Source organism: Burkholderia sp. IO2 (genome assembly GCF_029522185.1).
Taxonomy (GTDB): Bacteria; Pseudomonadota; Gammaproteobacteria; order Burkholderiales; family Burkholderiaceae; genus Burkholderia; species Burkholderia cenocepacia.
The window spans coordinates 37,336-61,813 of record NZ_JAKWFH010000013.1 but is presented as its reverse complement, the minus strand read 5'-3'; the positions used below and the strand labels follow the sequence as shown (position 1 = coordinate 61,813).

The 24,478-nt window shown below is 69.9% G+C and carries 20 protein-coding genes and 1 riboswitch; of the genes, 11 read left to right on the top strand and 9 right to left on the bottom strand.

Translation table 11 applies throughout. The features are described 5' to 3' along the window. The first annotated feature begins 2 nt into the window (after positions 1 to 2). The 4 genes from MMB92_RS10820 to MMB92_RS10805 all read left to right on the top strand — a co-directional run bounded on the left by MMB92_RS10820 (position 3) and on the right by MMB92_RS10805 (position 4,233). Entirely contained in the window at positions 3 to 905 is a 903-nt protein-coding gene (locus MMB92_RS10820; RefSeq protein ID WP_006481771.1) for an ABC transporter permease subunit, read from the top strand. A gap of 13 nt (positions 906 to 918) precedes the next feature. After that, positions 919 to 1,950 carry an ABC transporter ATP-binding protein gene (locus MMB92_RS10815; RefSeq protein ID WP_069352677.1) on the top strand — a complete coding sequence of 344 codons (1,032 nt, stop codon included), beginning with the start codon at positions 919 to 921 and terminating at the stop codon, positions 1,948 to 1,950. Positions 1,951 to 2,034: 84 nt separating this feature from the next. Beyond that, positions 2,035 to 2,859 (top strand): phosphodiesterase, encoded by an 825-nt coding sequence (locus MMB92_RS10810; RefSeq protein WP_125333245.1) that lies wholly within the window; start codon positions 2,035 to 2,037, stop codon positions 2,857 to 2,859. A gap of 174 nt (positions 2,860 to 3,033) precedes the next feature. Beyond that, positions 3,034 to 4,233 (top strand): MFS transporter, encoded by a 1,200-nt coding sequence (locus MMB92_RS10805; RefSeq protein ID WP_034201846.1) that lies wholly within the window; start codon positions 3,034 to 3,036, stop codon positions 4,231 to 4,233. Between the two features lie 21 nt (positions 4,234 to 4,254). On the opposite strand, the gene MMB92_RS10800 is transcribed toward MMB92_RS10805, so the two are convergent. Beyond that, the gene (locus tag MMB92_RS10800; RefSeq protein ID WP_012492452.1) at positions 4,255 to 5,430 is read right to left on the bottom strand and encodes an EamA family transporter; all 1,176 of its coding nucleotides are present in this window, start codon (positions 5,428 to 5,430) and stop codon (positions 4,255 to 4,257) included. A gap of 485 nt (positions 5,431 to 5,915) precedes the next feature. On the opposite strand from MMB92_RS10800, the gene MMB92_RS10795 reads away from it, so the two are divergent. After that, positions 5,916 to 6,269 (top strand): type II toxin-antitoxin system RelE/ParE family toxin, encoded by a 354-nt coding sequence (locus tag MMB92_RS10795; RefSeq protein WP_006497661.1) that lies wholly within the window; start codon positions 5,916 to 5,918, stop codon positions 6,267 to 6,269. Beyond that, complete coding sequence (locus tag MMB92_RS10790; protein ID WP_058901296.1) at positions 6,266 to 6,547, top strand: XRE family transcriptional regulator; 282 nt, start codon at positions 6,266 to 6,268, stop codon at positions 6,545 to 6,547. Before MMB92_RS10795 ends, MMB92_RS10790 begins: the two co-directional genes overlap by 4 nt. Positions 6,548 to 6,581: 34 nt before the next feature. On the opposite strand, the gene MMB92_RS10785 is transcribed toward MMB92_RS10790, so the two are convergent. The 3 genes from MMB92_RS10785 to MMB92_RS10775 all read right to left on the bottom strand — a co-directional run bounded on the left by MMB92_RS10785 (position 6,582) and on the right by MMB92_RS10775 (position 8,366). Further along, the gene (locus MMB92_RS10785; protein WP_006497663.1) at positions 6,582 to 7,370 is read right to left on the bottom strand and encodes a molybdopterin-dependent oxidoreductase; all 789 of its coding nucleotides are present in this window, start codon (positions 7,368 to 7,370) and stop codon (positions 6,582 to 6,584) included. Positions 7,371 to 7,399: 29 nt separating this feature from the next. After that, the gene (locus tag MMB92_RS10780) at positions 7,400 to 8,032 is read right to left on the bottom strand and encodes a cytochrome b/b6 domain-containing protein (RefSeq protein ID WP_006483711.1); all 633 of its coding nucleotides are present in this window, start codon (positions 8,030 to 8,032) and stop codon (positions 7,400 to 7,402) included. Between the two features lie 76 nt (positions 8,033 to 8,108). Further along, positions 8,109 to 8,366: a pentapeptide MXKDX repeat protein gene (locus MMB92_RS10775; protein ID WP_006483713.1), complete on the bottom strand. Its 258-nt coding sequence runs from the start codon at positions 8,364 to 8,366 to the stop codon at positions 8,109 to 8,111. Positions 8,367 to 8,636: 270 nt separating this feature from the next. Beyond that, a riboswitch (TPP riboswitch) is annotated at positions 8,637 to 8,753 on the top strand. Positions 8,754 to 8,828: 75 nt separating this feature from the next. On the opposite strand from MMB92_RS10775, the gene thiC reads away from it, so the two are divergent. The 4 genes from thiC to MMB92_RS10755 all read left to right on the top strand — a co-directional run bounded on the left by thiC (position 8,829) and on the right by MMB92_RS10755 (position 12,762). Next, complete coding sequence (thiC, locus tag MMB92_RS10770) at positions 8,829 to 10,760, top strand: phosphomethylpyrimidine synthase ThiC (protein WP_006483722.1); 1,932 nt, start codon at positions 8,829 to 8,831, stop codon at positions 10,758 to 10,760. Between the two features lie 245 nt (positions 10,761 to 11,005). Beyond that, entirely contained in the window at positions 11,006 to 11,218 is a 213-nt protein-coding gene (locus tag MMB92_RS10765; protein WP_011545020.1) for a glycine zipper 2TM domain-containing protein, read from the top strand. Between the two features lie 216 nt (positions 11,219 to 11,434). Continuing rightward, complete coding sequence (locus tag MMB92_RS10760; RefSeq protein ID WP_011545019.1) at positions 11,435 to 11,689, top strand: hypothetical protein; 255 nt, start codon at positions 11,435 to 11,437, stop codon at positions 11,687 to 11,689. A gap of 146 nt (positions 11,690 to 11,835) precedes the next feature. After that, entirely contained in the window at positions 11,836 to 12,762 is a 927-nt protein-coding gene (locus tag MMB92_RS10755) for a DMT family transporter (RefSeq protein WP_006483721.1), read from the top strand. Between the two features lie 41 nt (positions 12,763 to 12,803). On the opposite strand, the gene MMB92_RS10750 is transcribed toward MMB92_RS10755, so the two are convergent. Further along, complete coding sequence (locus MMB92_RS10750; protein WP_156908305.1) at positions 12,804 to 13,025, bottom strand: hypothetical protein; 222 nt, start codon at positions 13,023 to 13,025, stop codon at positions 12,804 to 12,806. 243 nt (positions 13,026 to 13,268) lie between these two features. Here MMB92_RS10750 and MMB92_RS10745 point away from each other — a divergent pair, with 243 nt between their 5' ends. Further along, positions 13,269 to 14,549, top strand: coding sequence for an EAL domain-containing protein (locus tag MMB92_RS10745; protein WP_006483719.1), 1,281 nt, complete (start codon positions 13,269 to 13,271; stop codon positions 14,547 to 14,549). A gap of 60 nt (positions 14,550 to 14,609) precedes the next feature. Here the strand turns inward: MMB92_RS10745 and arfB are convergent, their stop codons facing one another. The 4 genes from arfB to recC are packed head-to-tail and all read right to left on the bottom strand — an operon-like array spanning position 14,610 to position 24,359. Continuing rightward, positions 14,610 to 15,014: an alternative ribosome rescue aminoacyl-tRNA hydrolase ArfB gene (arfB, locus tag MMB92_RS10740; protein WP_006483724.1), complete on the bottom strand. Its 405-nt coding sequence runs from the start codon at positions 15,012 to 15,014 to the stop codon at positions 14,610 to 14,612. Next, positions 15,011 to 17,320, bottom strand: a complete 2,310-nt coding sequence (locus tag MMB92_RS10735) for an AAA family ATPase (RefSeq protein ID WP_264835445.1) — start codon at positions 17,318 to 17,320, stop codon at positions 15,011 to 15,013. Before MMB92_RS10735 ends, arfB begins: the two co-directional genes overlap by 4 nt. After that, on the bottom strand, positions 17,317 to 21,024 hold the full coding sequence (gene recB / locus MMB92_RS10730; RefSeq protein ID WP_060211588.1) for an exodeoxyribonuclease V subunit beta: 3,708 nt from the start codon (positions 21,022 to 21,024) through the stop codon (positions 17,317 to 17,319). Before recB ends, MMB92_RS10735 begins: the two co-directional genes overlap by 4 nt. Continuing rightward, on the bottom strand, positions 21,021 to 24,359 hold the full coding sequence (gene recC / locus MMB92_RS10725; protein WP_205672021.1) for an exodeoxyribonuclease V subunit gamma: 3,339 nt from the start codon (positions 24,357 to 24,359) through the stop codon (positions 21,021 to 21,023). The genes recB and recC overlap by 4 nt, the downstream gene beginning before the upstream one ends. Positions 24,360 to 24,478 lie beyond the last annotated feature (119 nt).

The following is a 24,478-nucleotide window of genomic DNA, read 5'->3' as shown; positions in this document are numbered from 1 at the left end:
GCATGCCATCGCTTTCCGGCTCGTCCGCGCCCGCCCCGGCCCCTGTTCCGGCTTCCTTGCCCGCGAAGCCTGCCGCCCGGCACGCACCGCGCGTCGCGGGAGCACGCGCGATCGCCGCGCTGCAATGGGGCGTCACGCTGCTGCTGTGCGCGTTCCTGATCGTGCCCGTCGTGATGTCGGTGCTCGCGGGGCTGACCGTCAACTATTTCCGCGGCCTGTCGAGCGGCCTCACGCTGCGCTGGCTCGAGCAGGTGTGGCAGCAGTATCACGGCTCGGTCGCGCTGTCGCTCTACGTCGCGTTCGCGACGCTCGCGATCGTGCTCGCGGTCGGCGTGCCGGCCGGCTATGCGCTCGCGCGCAGCAAGCACCGCATCGCGCGTGCGATCGAGGAAGCGCTGGTGCTGCCGGTCGCGCTGCCGGGGCTGGCTTCGGCGCTCGCGCTGCTGGTCGTGTACGGCGGCTTCACCGCGTTCCGGATGAGCCTGTGGTTCATCGTCGTCGGCCACGTCGTGTTCACGCTGCCGTTCATGGTGCGCGCGGTCGCAGCCGTCGCGGCCGGCGCCGACCTGCGCACGCTCGAGGAAGGCGCGGCGAGCCTCGGCGCGTCGTTCGTCACGCGCTTCGTCACGATCGTGCTGCCGAACCTGCGGCCCGGCATCGTCGCGGGCGCGCTCGCGGTGCTCACGCTGTCGATCGGCGAATTCAACCTCACGTGGATGCTGCACACGCCCGACACCAAGACGCTGCCGGTCGGGCTCGCCGATACGTATGCGTCGCTGCGGCTCGAAGTCGGCAGCGCGTACACGATCCTGTTCCTGCTGATGACGCTGCCGCTGCTCGTCGCGATGCAGTGGCTCGGCGTCGATCCGTCCGGTACGCGCGCGCCGAAGCAGCGCCCGCGCTGATTTTTTCGCAGACATGAAACTCGATTCCACTCCCATCACCCTCACCGGCTGCGCGAAGACCTTCCGCGGCACACGCGTGCTCGAACCGCTCGACCTGTCGATCGGCGCCGGCGAAACGCTCGTGCTGCTCGGGCCGTCGGGCTGCGGCAAGACGACCACGCTGCGCCTGATCGCGGGCCTCGACACACCCGATGCCGGCGGCACCATCGCGTTCGGCGACGACGACGTCACCCTGCTTCCGATCGAGCGCCGGCAGGTCGGCATGGTGTTCCAGAACTACGCGCTGTTTCCGAACCTGACGGTGCGCGGCAACGTCGGCTACGGGCTGAAGATCCGCAAGACCGAGCCGCGTGCGTTGCGCGAACGCGTCGACGAGCTGCTCTCGATGATGCGGCTCGACGCGCACGCGGACAAACCGGTCGATCAACTGTCGGGCGGCCAGCGTCAGCGCGTCGCGCTGGCGCGCGCGCTCGCGGTGCGGCCGCGCGTGCTGCTGCTCGACGAACCGCTGACCGCGCTCGACGCGAAGCTGCGCGACGTGCTGCGCCGCGACATGAACACGCTGCTGCGCACGCTCGGCGTGACGACCGTCTACGTCACGCACGACCAGGCCGAAGCGATGGAACTCGGCGACCGGATCGTCGTGATGGGCGCGGGCCGCATCGAGCAGATCGGCACGCCGCGCGAGATCTACTACCACCCCGCGAACCGCACGGTCGCGCAGTTCATCGGCACGCTGAACCGGCTGGCGGGCCAGTGGCGCGACGGCGCGCTCGAAACGACCGGCGGCGCGATCGTCACGCCGCATGCGGCCGACGAATGGTTCTTCCGCCCCGAGGACGCGCAGCTCGCCGATCCCGCGCATGCGCCGCTGCGCGGCGCGGTCGGCGCGTGCGCGTTCCTCGGCGAGCGCACGCGCCTCACGATCGAGCATGCGGCACCCGACGCGCTCGTGATCGACGTGCCGGGCCGCATCGCGCTCGCACGCGGCACGGCGGTCGGCCTCGCGATCGCGCCGGAAGGTCTGATCGCGCTCGGCGCGTAAGGCGTCGATCGGGCATCATTCATGCAGCACCCCACGGCGGCGCACACCGCCGCGACAACAACCAGACGATTCCGAGGAACGACGATGCTGCTTGCTCAAATCAGCGATCTCCACATCAAGCGTCCGGGCCAGCTCGCGTACCGGCGCGTCGACACGGCGGCCGCGCTCGCGCGCTGCATCGCGAAGCTGAATGCGCTCGTGCCGCGGCCCGACGCCGTGCTCGTCACCGGCGACCTGACCGACTTCGGCCATGACGACGAATACGGCAACCTGCGCGGGCTGCTCGCGGCGCTCGAGATCCCGTACTACCTGATGATCGGCAATCACGACGACCGCGCCGGATTGCGCCGCGCGTTCGCCGATCGCGCCGAGTTGCAGGACGGCGAATTCGTGCAATACGCGCTCGACGTCGGCGCGGTGCGCGTGCTCGCGCTCGATTCGCAGGTGCCGGGCGCGAGCCATGGCGACCTGTGCGACGCACGGCTCGCGTGGCTCGCCGCACAGCTCGACGCCGCACGCGAGCGGCCGGTGATCGTCGCGCTGCATCACCCGCCGTTCGTGTCGGGCATCGGCCACATGGACAAGCTGCGTCTCGCGCCCGCCGCCGCCGCGAAACTCGACGCACTGCTGCGCCGTCATCCGAACGTCGAGCGCGTACTGTGCGGTCACGTGCACCGCACGATGTTCACGCGCTTCGGCGGCACGCTCGCGTCCGCGGTGCCGTCGCCCGCGCACCAGGTCGCCTTCGACCTGCGGGCCGATGGGCCATCCGCGTTCCGGCTCGAACCGCCGGCGTTCGCGGTCCACCACCATGCACCCGATACGGGAATGACGTCGCATCACGTCTATGTGGACGAAGGCGCGGGGCCGTATCCGTTCTACGAGCCGACGGGCGAGCTGGTCGACTGACCACGGGACGCGCGGCGCGTGCCGTGACGGGCGGTAGCCGGCCCGTCGCGCCGGCTGCCGCCGGCAGGATTCACGTCGCTCCGGTATGATCGGCAGCCTCGACCGGCGCCCGGCTCGCCGGCGCACCTGATGCGTGCGCCGCCTGCCGGGCCGCCCAACTCCGTGCCTGCCGCCATGTCCACTTCCTCCACCGACCGTCCGACCGACGCCGCCTCGCCCCACTACTCGCGCAGCCTGCTGTTGCTGCTCGCGACGATCGCGGGCGTGTCGGTCGCGAACATCTACTACAACCAGCCGCTGCTCGACAGCTTCCGTTCGGCCTTTCCGGATGGCGCATCGTGGATCGGCGCGGTACCGACCGCGACGCAGCTGGGTTACGCGGCCGGCATGTTCCTGCTCGCGCCGCTCGGCGACCGTTTTGATCGCCGCGGGCTGATCCTGCTGCAGATCGCCGGGCTCTCGATCGCGCTGATCGTGGCGGCCGCCGCGCCGTCGCTGGCCGTGCTCGCGGTCGCCAGCCTCGCTATCGGCATCCTCGCGACCATCGCGCAGCAGGCCGTGCCGTTCGCCGCCGAAATCGCGCCGCCGGCCGAACGCGGCCACGCGGTCGGCACCGTGATGAGCGGCCTGCTGCTCGGCATCCTGCTCGCGCGTACCGCCGCCGGCTTCGTCGCCGAGTATTTCGGCTGGCGCGCGGTGTTCGCCGCGTCGGTCGCGGCGCTCGTCGCGCTCGCCGTCGTGATCGTGCTGAGGCTGCCGCGCAGCTCGCCGACGTCGACGCTGTCGTACGGCAAGCTGCTCGGTTCGATGTGGCATCTGGCCGTCGAACTGCGCGGGCTGCGCGAGGCGTCGCTGACGGGCGCCGCGCTGTTCGCGGCGTTCAGCGCGTTCTGGCCGGTGCTCACGCTGCTGCTCGCCGGCGCGCCGTTCCATCTTGGCCCGCAGGCGGCCGGCCTGTTCGGGATCGTCGGCGCCGCGGGCGCGCTCGCCGCGCCGTATGCGGGCCGCTTCGCGGACCAGCGCGGCCCGCGCGCGATCATCTCGCTCGCGATCGCGCTGCTCGCGCTGTCGTTCGTGATCTTCGCGCTGTCGGGATCGAGCCTCGTCGGGCTCGTGATCGGCGTGATCGTGCTGGACGTGGGCGTACAGGCCGCGCAGATCTCGAACCAGTCGCGCATCTATGCGCTGAAGCCCGAGGCGCGCAGCCGCGTCAACACGGTGTACATGGTGTGCTATTTCATCGGCGGCGCGCTCGGCTCGTCGGCCGGCGTCGCCGCATGGCGCGCGTTCGGCTGGACCGGCATGTGCGCGGCCGGCCTGCTGTTTACGGCGCTCGCCGGCTGGTTCCACCATCGCGGCGGCCGGCGCGGCTGAGCGCGACCGGCCACGGCGGCGTCACGCGTCGGTGCGCGACGCGGCCGGCTCGACGGCGGCGGGCGGCGGCGCGAACGCCGGGGCCGGATCGATCACCGCGGCGGGATCCATCACCGCTGCGGGCGTCGGCACCGCGAGCGGAACAGCCGAAGGCGCGAGGATCGGCGCCGCCTCCGGCGCGGCGATCGGCTCGGCGACGGGCGAAGCGTCCGCCGTCGGCGCCTGCTCGGCCGCCACGGCCGGCGAACTGGTCGCCGCCGCCGCGGGCCGGCGCGCCGGATCGAACAAGAACGACAACCCGACGCTGCCGAGGATCGCGACGGTCGCGACCACGGTCGCCATCGTCACCGGCTCGCCCAGCAGCAGCGCGCCGAGCGCGACCGCGACGATCGGGTTCACGTACATGCAGCTGCTCGCGATGATCGGGCTCGTGTGGCGGATCAGGTAGCCGTACGCGACGTACGCGGCCATCGTGCAGAACACCATCAGGTACGCGAACGCGAACACGGGCCCGACGGCCAGTTGCTCGACGCGTTCGCCGAGCAGCCACGCGACGATCGTCGACATCAGCCCGCCGAGGCCGATCTGCAGCGACGTCGACAGGAACAGGTCGGACGGCAGCTTGAGGCGCGTCGCGAGATGCGCGCCGCCCGCCCAGAACAGTGCGCCGGCCAGCACGCAGATCGTGCCGAGCGCCGAATTCGCGGCGGCCGCGCCGCCCGAATTCAGCACGACGATGCCGACCATCCCGAGCGCGACGGCCGCCCATTCGCCCTTCGTCACCGGCCGCCCGGCCACCGCCGCGATCACGGTCGCGAACAGCGGCACCGTGGCCACCATCACCGCGGCCGAACCGCTGCTGACCGTGCGCATGCCGAGCGCGATCGTGCCGGACGACAGCGCGACGAGCATCGTGCCGACGATCGCCGAGTTGCGGATTTCCAGCAGCGTCGGCCATTCGGGCTTGCGCCGCAGCGCGAAGATGAACAGGCCGATCCCGCCGAGCAGGTTGCGCAGCCCCGACAGCAGCAGCGGCGGGAACGACTGCAGCGCGAAATGCAGCCCGCTGTAGGTCGAGCCCCAGACGAAATAGATGAAGACGAGCGCGAGCGCCACGCGGCCGCCGCGGCTTTGCGGCAGGCGGATCCGGAACGAAAAGCGGGCAAGGAAATCGAGGAGGCGGTCGAGCGGCGTCATCGTGCAGCCCGCCCGCACGTCACGCTGCGTGCTCCGCTGAAAGACGCCGACGATGCCGGCAAACGGTCCACGCGGGACCGGGAAGGCAAAGCGAACGTGCGGAACGACATGGCAGTGCGAACGGCGACGAAAGAGAACCGGCAAGCGGCGGCAAAGGGACAAAAACGGGCAAAAAAAACGTGCGCACCCGCGTCGGCTGCACACGCTCGGCATTATGGCATCAAGGATTCGAAAGCATCGTCGGACCTGTCTGAAAGCCTATCGACTGATGTTTCGGCGCGACATTTTTCGCGCGGCGGTGCGGCGAAATCCGGGGCCGGATACGCAAGGCGCGGAGCGCCGGCGCCGCCATTCGCCCCCCTTGAATCGGCCTGACGACCAGTTTGTGCGTCGGCGCGTCGTGACGCGCCTATCGTGACGGACGGCGCGCGCTCCTGGTGGCGCCCGCGGCTTCTTTCCGACACCTGCACAGACTATACAAAATTTTGTATAATCCAGACATTCTTCCGCCGAAGCCCGTCGTTTTCGTCGGCAGCGCGCTGGCCGATCTCCGCGGCTTTCCGTTGCCTGCGCGACGCGAAGCCGGCCACCCGATCGATCAGGTGCAGCGCGGCCTCGCGCCCGACGACTGGAAACCGATGCGCACGATCGGCGTCGGCGTGCGGGAAATTCGCCTGCGCCATGCAAGCGGCGCATTCCGGATCGTCTACGTCGCGACTTTCACCGAGGCGGTCTACGTCCTGCACTGCTTGCGCAAGCAATCGACGCGCACGAACAAGACCGATATCGACCTCGCCGCCCGCCGCTATCGGACGCTGATGATGGAGTTGAAACGATGACCGATGAACGTTACGCGAACGTCTGGGACGCAATCGAGCGCGAGCCGCCGGAAGCCGCGAACATGAAGCTGCGCTCCGAACTGATGATCGCGCTCAAGCAGCGCATCGCGCGGCTCGAACTGAGTCAGGCCGAGGCCGCGAAGCAGCTGGGCGTCACGCAGCCGCGCGTCTCCGACCTGATGCGCGGCAAGATCAACCTGTTCGGGCTCGACGCGCTCGTGAACATGGCCTCGGCAGTCGGCCTGCGCGTCGATCTGCAGGTGCGCGATTCCGCGTGACGCATACGCACGCGGTGCACGCCGCGCGCACCGCTCACGATCCGCCGAACCAGTTGTAGCCCTGATCGACCCAGTAGCCGCCCGGGAACGTATCGGTCACGAAGATTTCCATGATGTGCTTCGGGTTCTTGTAGCCGAGCTTGGTCGGCATCCGCAGCTTCATCGGGAAACCGTATTCGGGCGGCAGCCGACGGCCGTCGTATTCGAACGCGAGCAGCGTCTGCGGATGCAGCGCGGTCGGCATGTCGATGCTTTCGTAGTAGTCGTCCGCGCACTTGAAGCCGACGTATTTCGCCTGCGTGTCGGCGCCGGCGCGCGCGAGGAATGCGCCGAACGGCGTGCCGCCCCAGCGGCCGATCGCACTCCACCCTTCCACGCAGATGTGCCGCGTGATCTGTTCCGCGTGCGGCAGCGCGCGAAGCTCGTCGAGCGTCCACACGCGCTTGCCCGTTACACGGCCGGACAACACGAGCCGATACGTCGATTCGTCGACGTGCGGCACGTCGTCGATCCCGTAGTACGCGTTGAACGGAAACGGTCGCGTGATGTCGGCTTCGGCATAGGTCGGCGCGAGCCGGTCGGGATTGAACAGCCAGGCCTGCACGCGATCGTTCATGCGCGACACTTTCTCGAGGAACGTGTTGACCGACGCGTCGTCCTGCAGCGTGCAGCCGGTCAGCATCGCGAGGCCGCCGAGCGTCAGCACGCGCCGGTTGAAGAGGCGTCGCGACGGCATCTCGAGCGTGCGGCGCACGTCGAGCTCGAGCGATTGCCGGTCGAGCGTCCAGCGCGGCGCGCTCCGGTTTTTTTCGGATTCCGACATGATGATTTCCTTCGCCCGCGACGCGCGGGTCAGCGGCCGCGCAGCATCGCGAGCAGCGAGCGCGGCACCAGCAACGCCATCGCGACGTGGACGACCACGAATGCGACCAGCAGCCCCATCGCCCAGAAGTGCACGATGCGCGCGTTGTCGTAACCGCCGAACAATTCGCGCAACAGCGGGAACTGCACGGACTTCCAGATCGTGAGCCCCGACAGCACCAGCACGACGAGATCGACGATCGCGGTCAGGTATGCGGCACGCTGCACCGCGTTGTAGACGCTCAGGTCGTCGTGCGACAGCCGCCCGCCGAGCGCGGCGCGTACGTCGCGCCACACCGACGCGGGCGTCACGGGCAGCAACTTGCGCGCGAAGCGCCCGGTCGCGATCGACATCGCGAGGTAGAACAGCCCGTTGCCGACCAGTAGCCACATCGCCGCGAAATGCCATTGCAGCGCACCGCCGAGCCAGCCGCCCAGCGTGATGCCGTGCGCGAACGTGAACGACGGATAGATCGGCGACGCGTCGTAGATGCGCCAGCCGGACAACGCCATCAGGACCGCCGCGAGCGCGTTGAGCCAATGGCTCGCGCGCACCCAGCGCGGATGGATCGTCGGTGCGGGCGGCGGCGCGCCCGCGCGATCCGTGACAGGAACCGTTTGCATGATGAAGACTCCCGGGATGATGCAGCGGGACGCGACGCGCGCCGGTAACCGGGCGGCCGCGCCCCGCCCGCATTCGTCAGTTCGACGGGCTCATCGCGTCCTTCTTCATCGCGTCGCCCTTCTTCATCGCGTCGTGGCCCATCGCATCCTTCTTCATCGCATGCTTCTTCATGCCGTCCTTCTTCATCGCGCCGTCCTTCGCCATCGCGTCGTGGCCCATCGCGTCCTTCGACATCGACATGCCGTCCTTCGACATCGCATCGTTCTGCGCGTAGGCCCCCGTGGCAATCGTGGCGAGTGCGGCGACACAGGCGGCGACGAATACGTTTTTCATGACATCTCTCCGATACATGGGTTTAGGAGTCGAATAGACGGAGCACGCGGCCGGAAATGACAGCGCTTGCGAAAATTTTTTCGAAGCCGGGAATAAGGGAAGGAAATGCTGCACTGCGCGCCGCTTGTGTCCGGGGCCGCGTGGCGGGTCGACGGCAACGCTTGCTGCGGCGCACCGTGCGCACGGCGGCGGCCACGAGCGGGCCATCGCCCGGCGGCATCCGCGCCGCACCCGGTTGAAACCACCGCCAAGCCGGTGTATCGTGTGCCCTTGCTAACGCGGGGGTCCTGCAATGCGTTCGGTCAAACAACCGGCATTGCGGGTGAGAAATACCCTTTGAACCTGATCTGGATAATGCCAGCGCAGGGAAGCGTACGGATTTCGCCGCCATCCCTCTGACGAAACCCGCCGCCTCACGAATCTCGTCTCCTGCTTAGCTAGCGCCCCACATCAGGAGATTGCATGAACGCCAATCCGAAGTTTCTGTCCGCCGACGCCCACGTCGATGCCGCTGCTGTCGCGCCGCTGCCCAATTCGCGCAAGGTGTATGTGACCGGTTCGCAACCCGACATCCGCGTGCCGATGCGCGAAATCACGCAGGCCGACACGCCGACCGGCTTCGGCGGCGAGAAGAATCCGCCGATCTACGTGTACGACACGTCGGGCCCGTACACCGATCCGGACGCGAAGATCGACATCCGCGCGGGCCTGCCGGCGCTGCGCCAGCGCTGGATCGAAGCGCGCGGCGACACCGAAGTGCTCCCCGGCCTGTCGAGCCAGTACGGCCTCGAGCGCGCGGCCGATCCGGCCACGGCCGAGCTGCGTTTCCCGGGCCTGCACCGCAACCCGCGCCGCGCGCAGGCCGGCAAGAACGTCACGCAGATGCACTATGCGCGCCAGGGCATCATCACGCCGGAAATGGAATACATCGCGATCCGCGAGAACCAGCGCCGCGCCGAGTACATCGAGAGCCTGAAGTCGAGCGGCCCGAACGGCGCGAAGCTCGCCGCGATGATGGGCCGCCAGCATCCGGGCCAGGCGTTCGGCGCCGCGGCCTTCGGCGCGAACGCGCTGGCCGAGATCACGCCGGAATTCGTGCGCGACGAAGTCGCGCGCGGCCGCGCGATCATCCCGGCGAACATCAACCACCCGGAATCCGAGCCGATGATCATCGGCCGCAACTTCCTCGTGAAGATCAACGCGAACATCGGCAACTCGGCCGTCACGTCGTCGATCGGCGAGGAAGTCGACAAGATGACGTGGGCGATCCGCTGGGGCGGCGACACGGTGATGGACCTGTCGACCGGCAAGCACATCCATGAAACGCGCGAGTGGATCATCCGCAACAGCCCGGTGCCGATCGGCACGGTGCCGATCTACCAGGCACTCGAAAAGGTCAACGGCAAGGCCGAGGATCTCACCTGGGAAATCTTCCGCGACACGCTGATCGAGCAGGCCGAGCAAGGCGTCGACTACTTCACGATCCATGCGGGCGTGCGCCTGCAGTACGTGCCGCTCACCGCGAACCGGATGACGGGCATCGTGTCGCGCGGCGGCTCGATCATGGCGAAGTGGTGTCTCGCGCATCACAAGGAAAGCTTCCTGTACGAACACTTCGAAGAGATCTGCGAGATCATGAAGGCGTACGACGTGAGCTTCTCGCTCGGCGACGGCCTGCGTCCCGGCTCGATCTACGACGCGAACGACGAAGCGCAGCTCGGCGAACTGAAGACGCTCGGCGAACTCACGCAGATCGCGTGGAAGCACGACGTGCAGGTGATGATCGAAGGCCCCGGCCATGTGCCGATGCAGTTGATCAAGGAGAACATGGATCTCCAGCTCGACTGGTGCAAGGAAGCGCCGTTCTACACGCTCGGGCCGCTCACCACCGACATCGCGCCGGGTTACGACCACATCACGTCCGGCATCGGCGCCGCGATGATCGGCTGGTTCGGCACCGCGATGCTGTGTTACGTGACGCCGAAGGAACACCTCGGCCTGCCGAACAAGGACGACGTGAAGGAAGGCATCATCACGTACAAGCTCGCCGCGCACGCCGCCGACCTCGCGAAGGGTCACCCGGGCGCGCAGGTGCGCGACAACGCGCTGTCGAAGGCGCGCTTCGAGTTCCGCTGGGAAGACCAGTTCAACATCGGTCTCGACCCGGACAAGGCGCGCGAATTCCACGACGAGACGCTGCCGAAGGATTCGGCCAAGGTCGCGCACTTCTGCTCGATGTGCGGCCCGCACTTCTGCTCGATGAAGATCACGCAGGACGTGCGCGAATTCGCGGCGCAGCAGGGCGTGTCGGAAACCGAAGCGCTGAAGAAGGGGATGGAGGTCAAGGCGGTCGAGTTCGTGAAGACCGGCGCCGAGATCTACCACCGTCAGTAAGCGCGCGCGGCGAGCCGCACCGGCTTGCATCGCGATGCACGGAGCCCGCTTTCGAGCGGGCTTTTTTGCGCATGTCGTTTGCGCATGCCGTGTGCCTGCGGGGCCGTGCGAAACAATTGATTACGAAACCGCGCGAGCCTTAACAAGTCCTTACAGCAGCGTCATGGGACGGCGCGTAGATTGGGGACATGCGCGGCCGCCAGCCGGTCGTGCGCCTTCCGTTCACTACCACAAGGACAACGATCATGAACTCGATTCGGCGTTTTGGGGTATGCGCGCTGCTCGTCGCGACCGTGGCCAGCCTGTCGGCCTGCGATTCGATGTCGCGACGCCAGCGCGATACGGCAATCGGTGCGGGTGTCGGCGGCGTCGCCGGCGCGGCGATCGGCGGCAACGCGCTGTCGACGCTGGGCGGTGCGGCGGCCGGCGGCATCATCGGTAACCAAGTCGGCAAGTAACGAACGCGACACCGGCCGGTTGGGCGTCGCCCACCTGCAGGGCGGTCGGTTCAACGGCGTTTCCGCGATGCGGAAGCGCCGTTTTCGTATGTGTGCCGCAACAGGCGCTGCCGCTCTGCCCGGAAATGATCGGTTACCGTTTTTCATACCGTGTCATCGGGACTCGGCCTAAGCTTGAAGCATCTGCCGATGGCCGGCTTCCGCCGGAGACACATCATGAACAGGACCTTCGTCGCCGCGGCGCTTGCCTGCACGACGCTTGCCGGCTGCTACTACCCCTACGGCTACTATCCGGGCGGCTATTACACGGCGGCGCCGGTGCCGGTACAGCCCGCGCCCGTGTATGTCGATCCGGCCCCCACCTACTACTATCCGGCGCCGGCGTATGCGCCCGCGTGGGGCGGTTACTGGGGCCCGGCGTTGTCGCTCAATTTCGGTTTCGGCGGACGCGGCGGCTGGCGTCATCACTGATCGGCCGCGCCGCACGCGGCCGGCTACTCGCCCCGGAGCAGCAAGCGGCGAAATTCCCGTTTCTTGTCGTTTCATCCGATCGTGAAACGACGATGCGGTAACGCGGTGTAAGATTCCTCGCATCCCGTCCCCGCCCCCGCCGATCGATGTCGCCCAAGAACGCTTTCCTGCTGACCGTGCTCGCCGCCCTGTGGGGCGCCTCCTTCCTGTTCATCCGGATCGGCGTGGTCGATTTCGGCGTCGCGCCGCTGATGGCACTGCGCGTGGGTATCGGCGCGCTGTTTCTCGCGGGCTTCGCGCTGACGCGCTTCAAACCGGCCGATCTCGGCGCCCGGTTGCGCCGCCATGCGTGGCCGCTGTTTGTCGTCGGCGCGCTGAATTCCGGCATCCCGTTCTGCCTGTTCGCGTTCGCCGAACTGACGCTGTCGGCTGGCGTCACGTCGGTGATCAACGCGACCACGCCGCTGTGGGGCGCGCTCGTCGCCTACCTGTGGCTGAAGGACAAGCTGTCTCTGCCGCGCGCGCTCGGTCTCGTCATCGGGTTTGCGGGCGTGCTCACGCTCGTGTGGAACCAGATCGCGAATGCGCACGGCGACACGGGCGCCGGCGCGACCGCGCTCGCCGCCGCGGCCGCCCTCGGCGCGACGCTGCTGTACGGCATCGCGGCCAACTATACGAAACGCAAGCTCAGCGGCGTCGATCCGCTCGTCAACGCGGCCGGCAGCATGATCGGCTCGACCATCCTGCTGCTGCCGTTCGCGATCGCGACGTGGCCGGCCGCGCCGGTCGGCGTGCACGCATGGAGCGCGGTGCTCGCCCTCGGCGTCGCATGCACGGGCATCGCATATTTCATCTTCTTCTACCTGATCGCGCATATCGGGCCGGCCCGCGCGATTACCGTGACGTTCGTGATCCCCGTGTTCGGGCTGCTGTGGGGCGCGCTGTTCCTCGGCGAACACGTGTCGGCCGTGATGATCGAAGGCTGTGCGATCGTGCTCGTCGGCACCGCGCTCGCAACCGGCGTGATCAAGCGGATCCCCGGCGTGCGCCCGCGCGGCGGCGAAGCGGCCTGACGATCGGCGCGCCGGGCGCACGAACTGCCGCCGGCCGCCCGTCACGCGGTAATGCCGGCGGCGAAGCGACGCGGGTGTGCCGACGGGCTGCGAATCGCATCGTGACGCGCGCACATTCGCCCCATTCGTCTGACGGCGGCGGTCGCCGCCGGGATTTCCCGCATCAGCCTGCGCGTCGCGCCGCGGCGACGCACGGTCATGCCGAGGCCCTGTCGCGCGATTGTCATCTGCCGCGGCGGCGCGCTTCGTTTCGCGACGGTCATGCACCGCGCGCATGCACGCGGCGCCCCTCGCTGCACCGCCGGGCACGGGCCGGAATCGCGGTGTACCGTTTGCGTCTGGAGTTACCCTGATACGCGCGCCGCGGCAATCCCGTTACACTCGGAAAACTCATCCGCAGAAGGCGGTCTCGATGCCCCACGTTCTTTTGCGTCCGCCTGCGCATGCGGCTGCATCGGCGTGGCGATGCGCCGCCGCCCCGCCGTCCGCTCCCGGGCACCGTTGACATGAAGTCCACCCGCGACCTGTCGCTCGACGCCCTGCTCGAACGCCTCACGCCGACACCCCAGGGCTGGCTCGCCACCTATCGCACCACGACCTTGCGCAGCGTGTTCCAGCCCGTGCTCTCGATCACGCACAAGCGCGTCGTCGGCTACGAGGCGCTGCTGCGCGTCGTCGACGGGAACGGCACGCTGGTGTCGCCCACCGCGCTGTTCGACAAGACACGCGGCGACGCCGACGCGCTGCTGCTCGACCGGCTCGCGCGCTGCCTGCACACGGCCAACTTCGTCGCGCAAGGCATCGGCGACGGCTGGCTGTTCCTGAACGTGACGCCGCGCGTGCTCGATACGGGCCTCGTGCAGCGCGAGTTCGTCGAAGCGCTATGCCGGCATTTCGCGCTGCCGCCGAATCGCATCGTGCTGGAAGTGGTCGAGCAGCCGGCGCGCGACGAAGCCGCGCTCGCCCGCACGATCGACATGATCCAGCATCGCGATTTCCTGATCGCGATCGACGACTTCGGCACCGGCTTCTCGAACTTCGACCGCGTGTGGCGCGCACGGCCCGACATCGTGAAGCTCGACCGCTCGCTGGTCGAGCGTTCGACCGGCTCGGCCGACGATCGCCGCATCATGCATCACCTCGTGTCGATGCTGCACCAGGCCGGCGCGATGGTGCTGGCCGAAGGCGTCGAAAGCGACGACGCACTGCAGGCGCTGATGGAAGCCGACATCGATTTCGTGCAGGGTTTCCAGTTCGGCCAGCCCGACGCGTCGATCGCGCACGCGAGCGCGGCGGCGCCCGCGATGCTCGACGCCGCGTGGCGACGCTTCATCGCGCGCCGGCACACGCCGGCGGTCGCCGAACAGCCCGGCTTCGACGCGATCGAACGGCTGGTGCTCGGCGGCGCAGCCGCGTTTTCGGCAAGCGGCAACCTGCACGACGCCGCGCAACGCGTATTCGCGGTGCCGGCCGCGCGCCGCGTGTTCGTCACGGACGAGACCGGCGAACAGTTCCTGCCGTCGATCGGCGCCCCGCTCGACGACAGCCAGGCGAGCGTCACCCGTCTCGCGCCGCTGTTCCCGGAAACCCACAGCAACTGGTCGCGGCGCCCGTATTTCCAGCGTGCAATCGCCGCGCCCGGGCGCGTCGCGCTGATGGGCCCGCACTTCTCGCTGACGGAAGGCCGCGACTGCTATACGGCCGCCGTCGCGATCCGCGCGCAGAGCCGGCTCGTCGTGTTCTGCGTCGATTTCGTGCTCGACAGCGCGGGAACCGTGATGCGCTAGCCGGCGCACTTAGCGCGCGCGTCGCAGGTTCGCCGGCGACCGGCACCGGCCCCTCGCTCGTCAGTCGATCACCTTCCCGCGTCCCGACTTCACCACGCTGCGGCGTGACTTGTGCTCGAGCCGCCGCTCCTTCGACGCACGCGTCGGCCGCGTGGCGACCCGGGCGCGCGGCGTGTACGCGACGCTGCCGATCAGCGTATCGAGCCGGGCCAGCGCGGCCTCGCGGTTTTTCTCCTGGGTCCGGTATTCCTGCGACTTGATCACGACGATGCCATCGCGGGTGATGCGCTGGTCGGACAGCGCGAGCAACCGCTCCTTGAGGACCGGCGGCAGCGACGACGCGCGAATGTCGAAGCGCAGGTGAATCGCGCTCGATACCTTGTTCACGTTCTGGCCGCCCGCGCCCTGCGCGCGCACGGCCGTCCATTCGACCTCGGCCGGATCGAGCGTGTAGCGGATCATCATCGCGAAGCCTCCGTGCGGCGCCGGGCGAGCGCCTCGTCGACGCGGGCCGCGAGCCCCGAATCGCGCTGCGTGCGCGTCGCGACCGCCTGCGCCAGCACGCGCCGCGGCCCGATTACCTGCACGCGCGTGCGGGCGCGCGTGACGGCCGTATAGACCAGCTCGCGCGTGAGCACCCGGCCGAACGACGCGGGCAACACGAGCGCCGCTTCGTCGAATTCCGAGCCCTGCGACTTGTGCACCGTCAGCGCGAACGCCGTTTCGTGCGGCGGCAGCGCGGCCGGCGACACCGCGCGCGCGGTGCCGTCCGCGCGCCGGAACCACACGCGCAGCACACCATCTGCGTCGGGCAATGCAATGCCGATGTCGCCGTTGAACAGCCCGAGCGCATAGTCGTTGCGCGTGACCATGATCGGCCGCCCGGTGAACCAGTGCGCACCGACCGCGAGCGGCACGCGCGCCGCATGCCTGACGTGCGCGGCCACCAGCGCATTGACGTGCTCCGCGCCGCGTGAACCGCTGCGGGTCGCGCACAGGATCCGGAACCGGTTGAGCGCGTCGAACAGCGGCAACGGATCGGGCACCGGTGCGGCCAGCGCGTCGCGCAATGCGTCGAGGTATGCGCCGAAGCGCCGGGCGAGCCGCTCGACCGTCGACGACGCCAGCGTGTCGCCCGCATCGTCGTGAAACGATGCGGCCGCCGAATCGTCGGCGGGCAGCGCATCGAGCGCCGCCTGCACGTCGCCGCGGCGGATCGCGAGCGACAGCCGTCCGATCGGCGAATCGAGCCCGAAGCGGTAATTGCGTTCGAGCCACACGACGCAGTCCGCGAGCGGCGCCGCAGCGGGCGCGATGGCGGACGCGGCAGCCGCGGCGGCTTCACCTGCCGACGGCGATGCAGCAGTCACCGATGCGAGCGCCGCGTCGCCCGCATCGAACGGCGGCAGCTCGACGGCGTCGAGCCACGCGAGTTCGTCGGCCTCGATCCAGGCGGGCGTATCGTCCGATGCGCCGGCATCGAGGAGCGGTGCCGACTCGGTGGGTGGCGGCGGCGCGATGTCGGTCGACGACACTTCATCGTCCTGCGGTTCGTCGTCGAACAGCGATGCCTGCCGCGTATCGATTTTCGACCGAGATGCCGATCTGCGCGAAACAGGAGCGGATGCCGATGGCGGCGCCGGTGCCCGTGCGGCAGCGGGCACCGGATTCGCAACGGGAACCGCTGCCGGCGCCGCTTCGTCCGGCACCGGCAACGCGGCGACGAACGCCGCCTCGTCGACGCCCAGCGCCTGCGCGATGCGCGTGCGCGCCGTGGCGGTGAACGCCGGCCGCGCGCTCAGCTCCGCGAATACGGCGCCGGCCTCGACCGCGGCCAGTTGATCCTTGTCGCCCAGCAATACGAGCCGCGCACCCGGCGCGAGCGCGTCGAGCAGATGCGCGGCGAGCGCGACGTCGATCATCGACGCCTCGTCGACGACGATCAGGTCGTACGGCAACGGATTGTCGCGATGATGCCGGAAGCCGGCCGCCCCGCCGCCGCCCAGCAACCGATGCAGCGTGTACGACGTGTCGGGCAGGCGCGCCGCGAGCTCGGGCGGCAGATCGCCGGCACGCGCGTGCAGCGCCTCCTGCATCCGCTGCGCGGCCTTGCCGGTCGGTGCGGCCAGCGCGATGCGCAGCCCCGGATGCGCGTCGAGCAGACAGGCGAGCACGCCGACGACGGTCGTCGTCTTGCCCGTGCCCGGCCCGCCGCTGACGATCGTCACGCGACCGGTCAGCGCGACGATCGCCGCGACGCGCTGCCAGTCGACTTCGCCGGTAGCCGGCCCGAAGTAACGGGCGAGACTGTCGCGCAACCGGTCGGGCGACAGGCCTTCGTCCGGCGCGGCGACGCCCGCCTGCGCGACGAGCGCATCGGCGAGCCGCCGTTCGTAATCGAAATAGCGCGACAGGTACAGATGATCGTGCCGGTCGACGATCAGCGGCCGTTCGTCGCCGCGTGCCAGCGTGCCGAACGCGACCACGCCGCTCGCGGCAAGCGCCGCGCGGACCTCGTCGAGCGGCGCTTCGTAACGCTGCGCGAGCGCAGCAAGCGCGACGCACACGTGGCCACCGGCGGTCGCGCGGCTCGTCGCGAACGCGGCGCGCGCCGCCCAGCGTGCCGATGCGGACGGCGCACCGGCACGCCGCGCGAGATCGCCGATGCGGCGCGCGAAGCCTTCCGCGAGCGCGATGCCGAAATCGGCCGGCTCGGGCAACCGCGCGACGAGGCCGCCGGTAAATTCGAGCATGTCGTCGGATGCGGTCATGCGCGGCCCCCTTCCATCATCCGGTCGAGTGCGTCGACCAGCCCGCGGGCGGGCCGCCGTGCATGCACGCCCGCCGGTTCGCCGCCGCTGCGCCAGCCGGGCCGCACGCCGCGCACGAACAGGTACAGGTAACCCGCGATGTGCGTGTCGTAGTCGTAATCGGGCAGCCGGCCGCGCAGGTAGCGATGCAGCGCGACCGTATAGAGCAGCGCCTGCAGGTGATACGCGTGATCGGCCATCGCAATGTCGAGCGCGCGCGGGCCATAGGCGTCCGGCGTCGTGCCGAGGTGGTTCGACTTCCAGTCGACGATCCAGAAACGGCCGTCGTGTTCGACGATCATGTCGATGAAACCCTTGATGAAACCGGCGAGCGTGCCCGCCTCCAGTGCAACGTCCGGATAGCCGTGCGCGACCAGCAGCCGGCGCAGCGCCATCAGGTCGAGCGACGGCGCCGGAAACAGGAAACCCATTTCGTCGAGCCGCTTCGCCGGATCGAGATCGACGAGCCGCATGCCCGGCACCAGCTCGGTGTGCACGACGTCGTCGACGAGCCGCGCCATCATCGCCGGCAGGCGCGCGGCAAGCGCCGGCTCGGCCTCGACCGGCCGGTCGTGCAGCGCGCCGAGCGCGGCCTTGTGCCACGACTCGGGCTCCGTGAACCGGCTGAGCTCGAACAGGCGGTGCAGGCATTCGCCGGCCGCCGCGCCGCGCGGGAACACGAGGATGTCGTCATCCGGCGGCTCGGCCGCGACCGTATCGGCCAATATCAGTTCGCCGTCCGGCGTCACCGCGGCCAGCGCATCGTGATCGGGCCGCAGTTCGTCGTCGGGCACGGCCGCGACGCCCGCCTCCTCGCGCGCCATCGATGCGGTCAACGAACTGAAGCTCGCCATCCGCCACGCATCGCGCAGCACGCGCGTCGCATGACGCGCGGCGAGCGTCTGCGATGCGTCGTGCCCGGCCGCGACACGCTCGCGGCGCGCCGGCACGGGCAGCGGCGCGACGCACACGGGGCCGCCGGCGAGCGCGCGCCATGCCGCCTCGAGCGCGGCTTCGTCGGGCGGCTCGTCGAGCCACGCGTCGAACGCATGGCCGGCACCGGCGACGAGCCAGTTGAGCACGCTGCGCCGCGCTTCGCGCGTCGAGCGCGACGACAGGTAAGGCCCGGCGACGACATAGCAGCGATACACGGCGCGCGTGAGCGCGACGTAGACGAGCCGTGCGCGTTCCGCGGCCTGCTCGCGCAATGCCTGCCGCGCCGCGTGCGCGGCCGCTTCGTCATCGCACCCGTAATGCAGCACCGCATCGCCCGCCTCGTCGTGATACTCGCGCGCATCGGGCAACGCGGACGACGGCGGCTCACGCAGCGCACCGTCGTTCAGGAACGGACAGAACACGATCGCGTACTCGAGCCCCTTCGACTTGTGCACCGTGACGATCTGCACGAGATTGCGATCGGATTCGAGCCGCAATTGCGCTTCCTCGCCGCCGCCGTCGAGCCGTTGCGCGGCGAGCCAGCGCAGCGTCGGTGCGATGCCGGGCTGCGCGGACGCACGCGCCTGCGTCAACTCGGCCAGATGGTTGATGTCGGTCACGCGGCGCTCGCCGTCCGCGCCGGCCATCAGCCGTTCGGCGATCCGCAGCTCGCGCGTGAACGTGCGCCACATCACCGCGAAGCCGCGTTCGCGCCACAGCAACCGATACCGCGAGAAGCGCTCGACCCAGCTCATCGCATCGGCACTGTCGGCCGCCGACGCGCCGGGTGGCGCGCCGCCGTCGCCCTGCTCCATGCGCCACAGCGCGCCGGCATCGAGGCCGAACCAGTCGGAGGCGAGCGCCGCGCGCAGACGCCGCAGGTCGCCCGGCGCATCGATCGCCGCCAGCACGCGTTCGAGCTGCTCGGCGTCGCCGGTCGAGAACACCGACGCCTGCGCGAGCTCGACGCTGCCGATGCCCCACGTCGCCAGCACGCGCTTCACGAGGCTACCCTGCCGGTGCGTCTGCACGAGCACCGCGATATCGCCCGGCGACAACGGCGTGTCGCCCAACCGCACGCGCCCTTCGCGTGCGCCGCGCATCAGCCGCGCGATCTCGGCCGCGCAAGCCTGCGCGGCCTGCGCCTGCGCTTCGCGCTTGAGCAGCGTGCCTTCGCCGCCCGGCAGCGCCCACACCCGGAAATCGCCGGCCGGGCCCGGATCGGTTTCGTCGACAAACGGCGCGCGCACGCGCGTGCCGGCGCGCACCGCGTAGTAGTCGAGCCCGTCGAGCACGAACGCGCGCGGATTCGACAGGAAGAAGCGGTTGCACGCATCGACGATCGCAGGCGTCGAGCGCTGGTTGACCGCGAGCGTGTAGCACGCGCTCGCCCGTGCGCGCGCGGCGAGATAGGTATGCAGATCGGCCGCGCGGAAACTGTAGATCGCCTGCTTCGGATCGCCGACGAGGAACAGCGGGCCGCCCGGCGCGAAGATCCGGTCGAAGATCGCGAACTGCAACGGATCGGTATCTTGGAACTCGTCGATCAGCGCGGCCGGATAGCGCGCGCGCAGCGTCTCGGCAAGCCACGGATGCGCGTGCAGTGCGTGATACAGGTTCGCGAGCAGATCGTCGAACGACACGACGCGTCGCGTGCGCTTGCGCTCGGCCAGCTCGGCCGGCGCCATGTCGAGCCATTCGGCGATCAGCGCGAGCCAGCGGGCGCGCTGCGCGGCCTCGGCTGCGGCCACGGCCGCTTCGAGCGCGTCGGCCACGTCGAAGAACGCGTGCGCGGGCGTCGTGCCGCCTTTCTTGGTCGCCTTCGTCAGCGCGGTTTGCGTGAGCTTCAGCGCGGCCTTCGGCAGCGCGGCCGTCGCGTCGCCCTGCTCGAAATGCACCGTCCACGCGGCGAGCGCGTCAGCGACCGCGTCCGGCTTATGCGAGCGTTGATTCAGCACGGGCTGCGCGGCGCGCAGCAACGCATCGATCGCGTCACGCTCGGCCGCCCACATCCGCGCGGCCTCCGCGAAGCATTCGGCTGCGGCCGCTTCCGCCGCTTCGTCCGGCTCGGCCACGCCGTCCCAGCGCAGCGCGGCGAGCGGCTTCTTCAGCCGGCGTGCGAGCTGCGCATCGAGCGCGGCCGGGCCGGCCCCCGATTCGACGAGCCAGGTCGCGAAGCCCGGCCAGCGCGCGGCCGCCGGTTCGACACGCGTGCGCCAGAAATCCGCCGCGAGCTCGAAGCGCAGCGACGCATCGTCGGCCTCCATGTCGAACGCGAACGGCATCGCCGCCGCGAACGGCGCTTCCTGCAGCGCGCGCTGGCAGAACGCGTGGATCGTATGGATCGCGGCCTGGTCGAACGCCCGCAACGCGCGCCGGATTCGCTTCACGGCCGTCTCGGGATCGAGCGCGCCGCCGTCGCCGAGCGTGGTCTCGAGCAGGCGCGCGATGAACGGATCGCCGCCGTCGTCGCCCGTATCGAGCGCATGCGCGAGCTGCGCGAGCCGGCCGCGAATCCGCTCGTGCAGTTCGGCCGTCGCCGCTTTCGTGAAGGTCACGACAAGGATTTCGTCGGCACCGAGATCCTTTTCGAGCAGCAGGCGCACATACAGCGCGCAGATGTTCCAGGTCTTGCCGGTGCCGGCCGACGCCTCGATCTGATTGACGCCGTCGAGCGGACACGCGAACACGTCGAGTTCGAGCGCCTGCGGCTGCGACACGGCGCTCATGCGACCTCCTTCAGATGCTCGACGAGCGGCTCGAACACGAGCCGCGCGAGCGTGCCGAACGGTTCGTCGAGCGACGGATGCGCGCCACGCCACGCGATCGCGATGGCCGGATCGTCGGCTTCGCTCACGACCCGCTCGTTGATCCACACGCTCGCGGCCTTCGCCTCGCCGTCGGACACCCGCGCCCATGCACTGCGCGGGAAAAACCGCAGCGGCATGCGCCGCCCCGCGCGAAACAGCGCGGCAAGCGGCGCGAGCCGCTCGAGCGGCGCCGCGACGGGCGTCAGCTCGAACGCACCGCCGCTGCCGAACCACAGCGTGCGGCGCGGGCCGCCCGGCTCGATCGCACAGTAGACGAGATGCGCGAGCCACGCGGACAGGTAGTCGCGCGCACTCGGCCGCGCATAGCGATAGATGACCTGCCCGGCCGCCGTCAGCCGGTTCAGCGTGCCGTGTAGTTCGAGCGGCGCACTCACCGCGTCGGCCGCCAGCATCGCGTCGTCGGCGCCGAACAGCGCCTGTTCGGCGTCGGGCCACTTCGGCACGACGGTGAGCGAGAACGGCCGCCGCTCGATGCCGTCGGCCAGCGCACGACGCACATTCGACGCAAGCTGCGTCATCGAACCGAGCGCCTGGTCGCGCCACACCGCGCCCGTCGCGCCGCCGGGCAGTTCGGGGCTCGCGTCCGCGATGCGCAGCGCGTGATCGTACACGCCGCCGTCGCCCGCTTCGATCAGGAGCGGCAGCACACGTTCGGCCAGCGCGTCGCTGCCGGCAAAATCCAGCGCGAACGGCTCGGTATCGAGCAGTTCGGCCTGCGCGTCGGCCAGCATGATGCCGAGCCGGCCGCGCAGCAATGCGCGTGCCGGATGCCGCCAGAAACGTTCGAATTCGCTGAACGCAACGGGCTCGACCGGTTCGGCCGGCAGCGGCTGCGCGAAGAACGGCTGCTCGCGCGGCCCATCGCGCGATGCTTCGGCGGCCAGCAGCGACGCGAGCGTGGCCCGCTCGGCGTCGTACGAAACGAGTTCGCTGCCCGGCTCGAAATACGCGGCCGCGAACGGTTGCAGCGGATGCTCGACGATGAACGCGCGCCGCGCGGCTTCGACCGCATCCGGTGCGGCGTCGGGCCCGGCCGTGACGAGCGCCAGATGATCGAGCAGCTCGTCGACGAGCGCCGCGGGCGGCAACGGCGCATTGTCGCGGATGCTGCGGCCCGTATAGGCGATCAGCAACCGGTCGCGGGCAGCCAGCAGCAGGTCGAGGAACAGATTGCGCTCGTCGTCGCGGCGCTGCCGGTCGCCCAGCTTCGGCAGCACGGCCATCAGGTCGAATTCGTCCGCGCGCGCGAGACTCGGCAGCACGCCGTCGTCCATCCCGAGCAGGCAGACGACGCGATACGGCAGCCCGCGCAAGCTCGTCAGCGACGAGAACGTGACGCCGCCCCACGGCACCCCGCCGCGGGCCGGATCGTCGAGCGCCGCGGCGAGCCCCGCGCGGACGACGGCCGCCGGCAACGCCTCGTCGGGCGCGCCCTCCGTCATCGCGGCCAGCATCGCATCGAGCGCGTCGCGCACGCCGGCCAGCGCGTCGGCATACGCGGCGCCCGAATCGAAGAAGCGCGCGAGCGTGTCGGCGAACAGTTCGCTCCAGCCGCGCGGCGTGTGCGACTCCTCGAGCCGCCGCGCGAAGCCGTCGAGATCGTCGGTGAACCGTGCAAGCCGGCCGAGCAGTTCGGCCTCGCTGCCCGTGGCCGCCTCGATCGGCAACCACGCACCGATCGGCGCGGCGCCTTCGGGCATCGCATAGCCGAGAAAGAGCCGCGCGAGCGCATCGGAGAACGTATGGCGCGGCGCGGGCACGGCCGCGTCGTCGCTCGCGCGCGGCGACAGCCCGCGCCGCGCGCCGGCGGCCGCGAGCCAGGTCTGCACCGTTTCGAGCGCGGCCGCATCGATGTCGTAGCGCGCGGCCACCGCATCCACGCGCAGCCATTCGACCAGCTCCGGCGCGCCGACCTGCCGCTCCGGCAATGCGAGCCAGTCGAGCAGCACGCGCGCGACCGGGTTCGCCTGCGACGGCGGCAGGCCGGTGATCCGGTAAGGCACCCGCGCGCCGCCGGCGCCGGCCGTGCCGAACACCGCGTCGATCAGCGGCCCGGCCGCGGCCAGATCGGCCACCGCGACGAGCACGTCGGACGGCTGCAGGCTCGCATCGGCGTCGAACCACGCGAGCAGCCGGTCGTGCAGCACCTCGAGCTGGCGCGCGAGGCTGTGGCACACATGCACCTCGATCCCGCGCTCGACCGGCGTGTCGCCGGTTTCGGCCTCCGGCTGCAATTCGAGGATCGCGTTCTGCACGCGCGCGAGCCAGGTGGGCGCGGGATTCTCGACGAACCGCGACGCATCGCCCGACGCCGCGCTTTCAGTCAGCTCGTGCAGCATGTGCAATTGCGCCTGTGTCTGCCTGCCCCATTCGGCGAGCAGCGGATGACCGACTTCCTGATAATCGAGCCGCCCGGCCGCATCGAGCGCCTCGGCATGCGCGGCGGTCACGATGTCGAACCAGAATTCGCGGCACGGGTTCAGCGCATAGACGCGCACGTCGATCCAGCGCGACAGTTCGCGCAACAGCGCGACGTGCAGCGGCGGCATCGTCGGCAGCGCGAACACGCTGACCGATTCGGGCCAGTCGGCGCGCGCAACCGCATCGGCATCGAGATGGCGCGCTTCGACGAGGAAGCGGTGCGCCGGCGGCGTGCCGCTGTCGCTCAGCTCGGCGAGCAGCGCGCGCCACAGCGCGGCCTGCCAGCGCTCGTCGTCGCGCGCGGCATCGCTGATCCCGCGCGGCGCGCCGTCGCCCGCGAGCACCGACTCGCCGGCCTGCCACGCGGCCAGCCATTCGGGGCGATAGGTCAGGTAGTGATCGAGCACGGCCGCGACACGATGGGCCAGCTCGTAACGCATCGCGTCGTCGGACGCCGACAGATAGGCGGCGAGCCGCGGCGATGCGAACCACGGCGCACCATCGGCCGCCTGCGCGAACAGCCGGTAGCAGCGCCACACCAGCCGGTCGGGCGCGAACGGGGAGCGCGCGGGCACCGTCAGCACGCGGCCGATCTGCGCCCACAGCCACTGCGCGAGATACGTGAACTCGACGTTCGCGCACACGCCATTGCGCGCGGCGATGTCGAGCTCGAGGCGGCGACGCAGCGCCGCGCTCGGCACGATGACCTGTTGCGGCGCCCACGGGCCGTTGCGGGCCGGGAACGCGGCCAGATCCTCGAGCAGCGCGTCGGCCAGCGTTTCGTGACGGTTCGAATAGAAGAGATGGAGCATGAGGCGGGCGTCGGAACCTCGCACCGACGGGGCCGGGCGAACACAATGACCAAGGATAGCAAAGGGCTGCAGCCGCGACCATCGTCCGGAAAGCCAGCTTTTGCGAGCCGCGAAATACG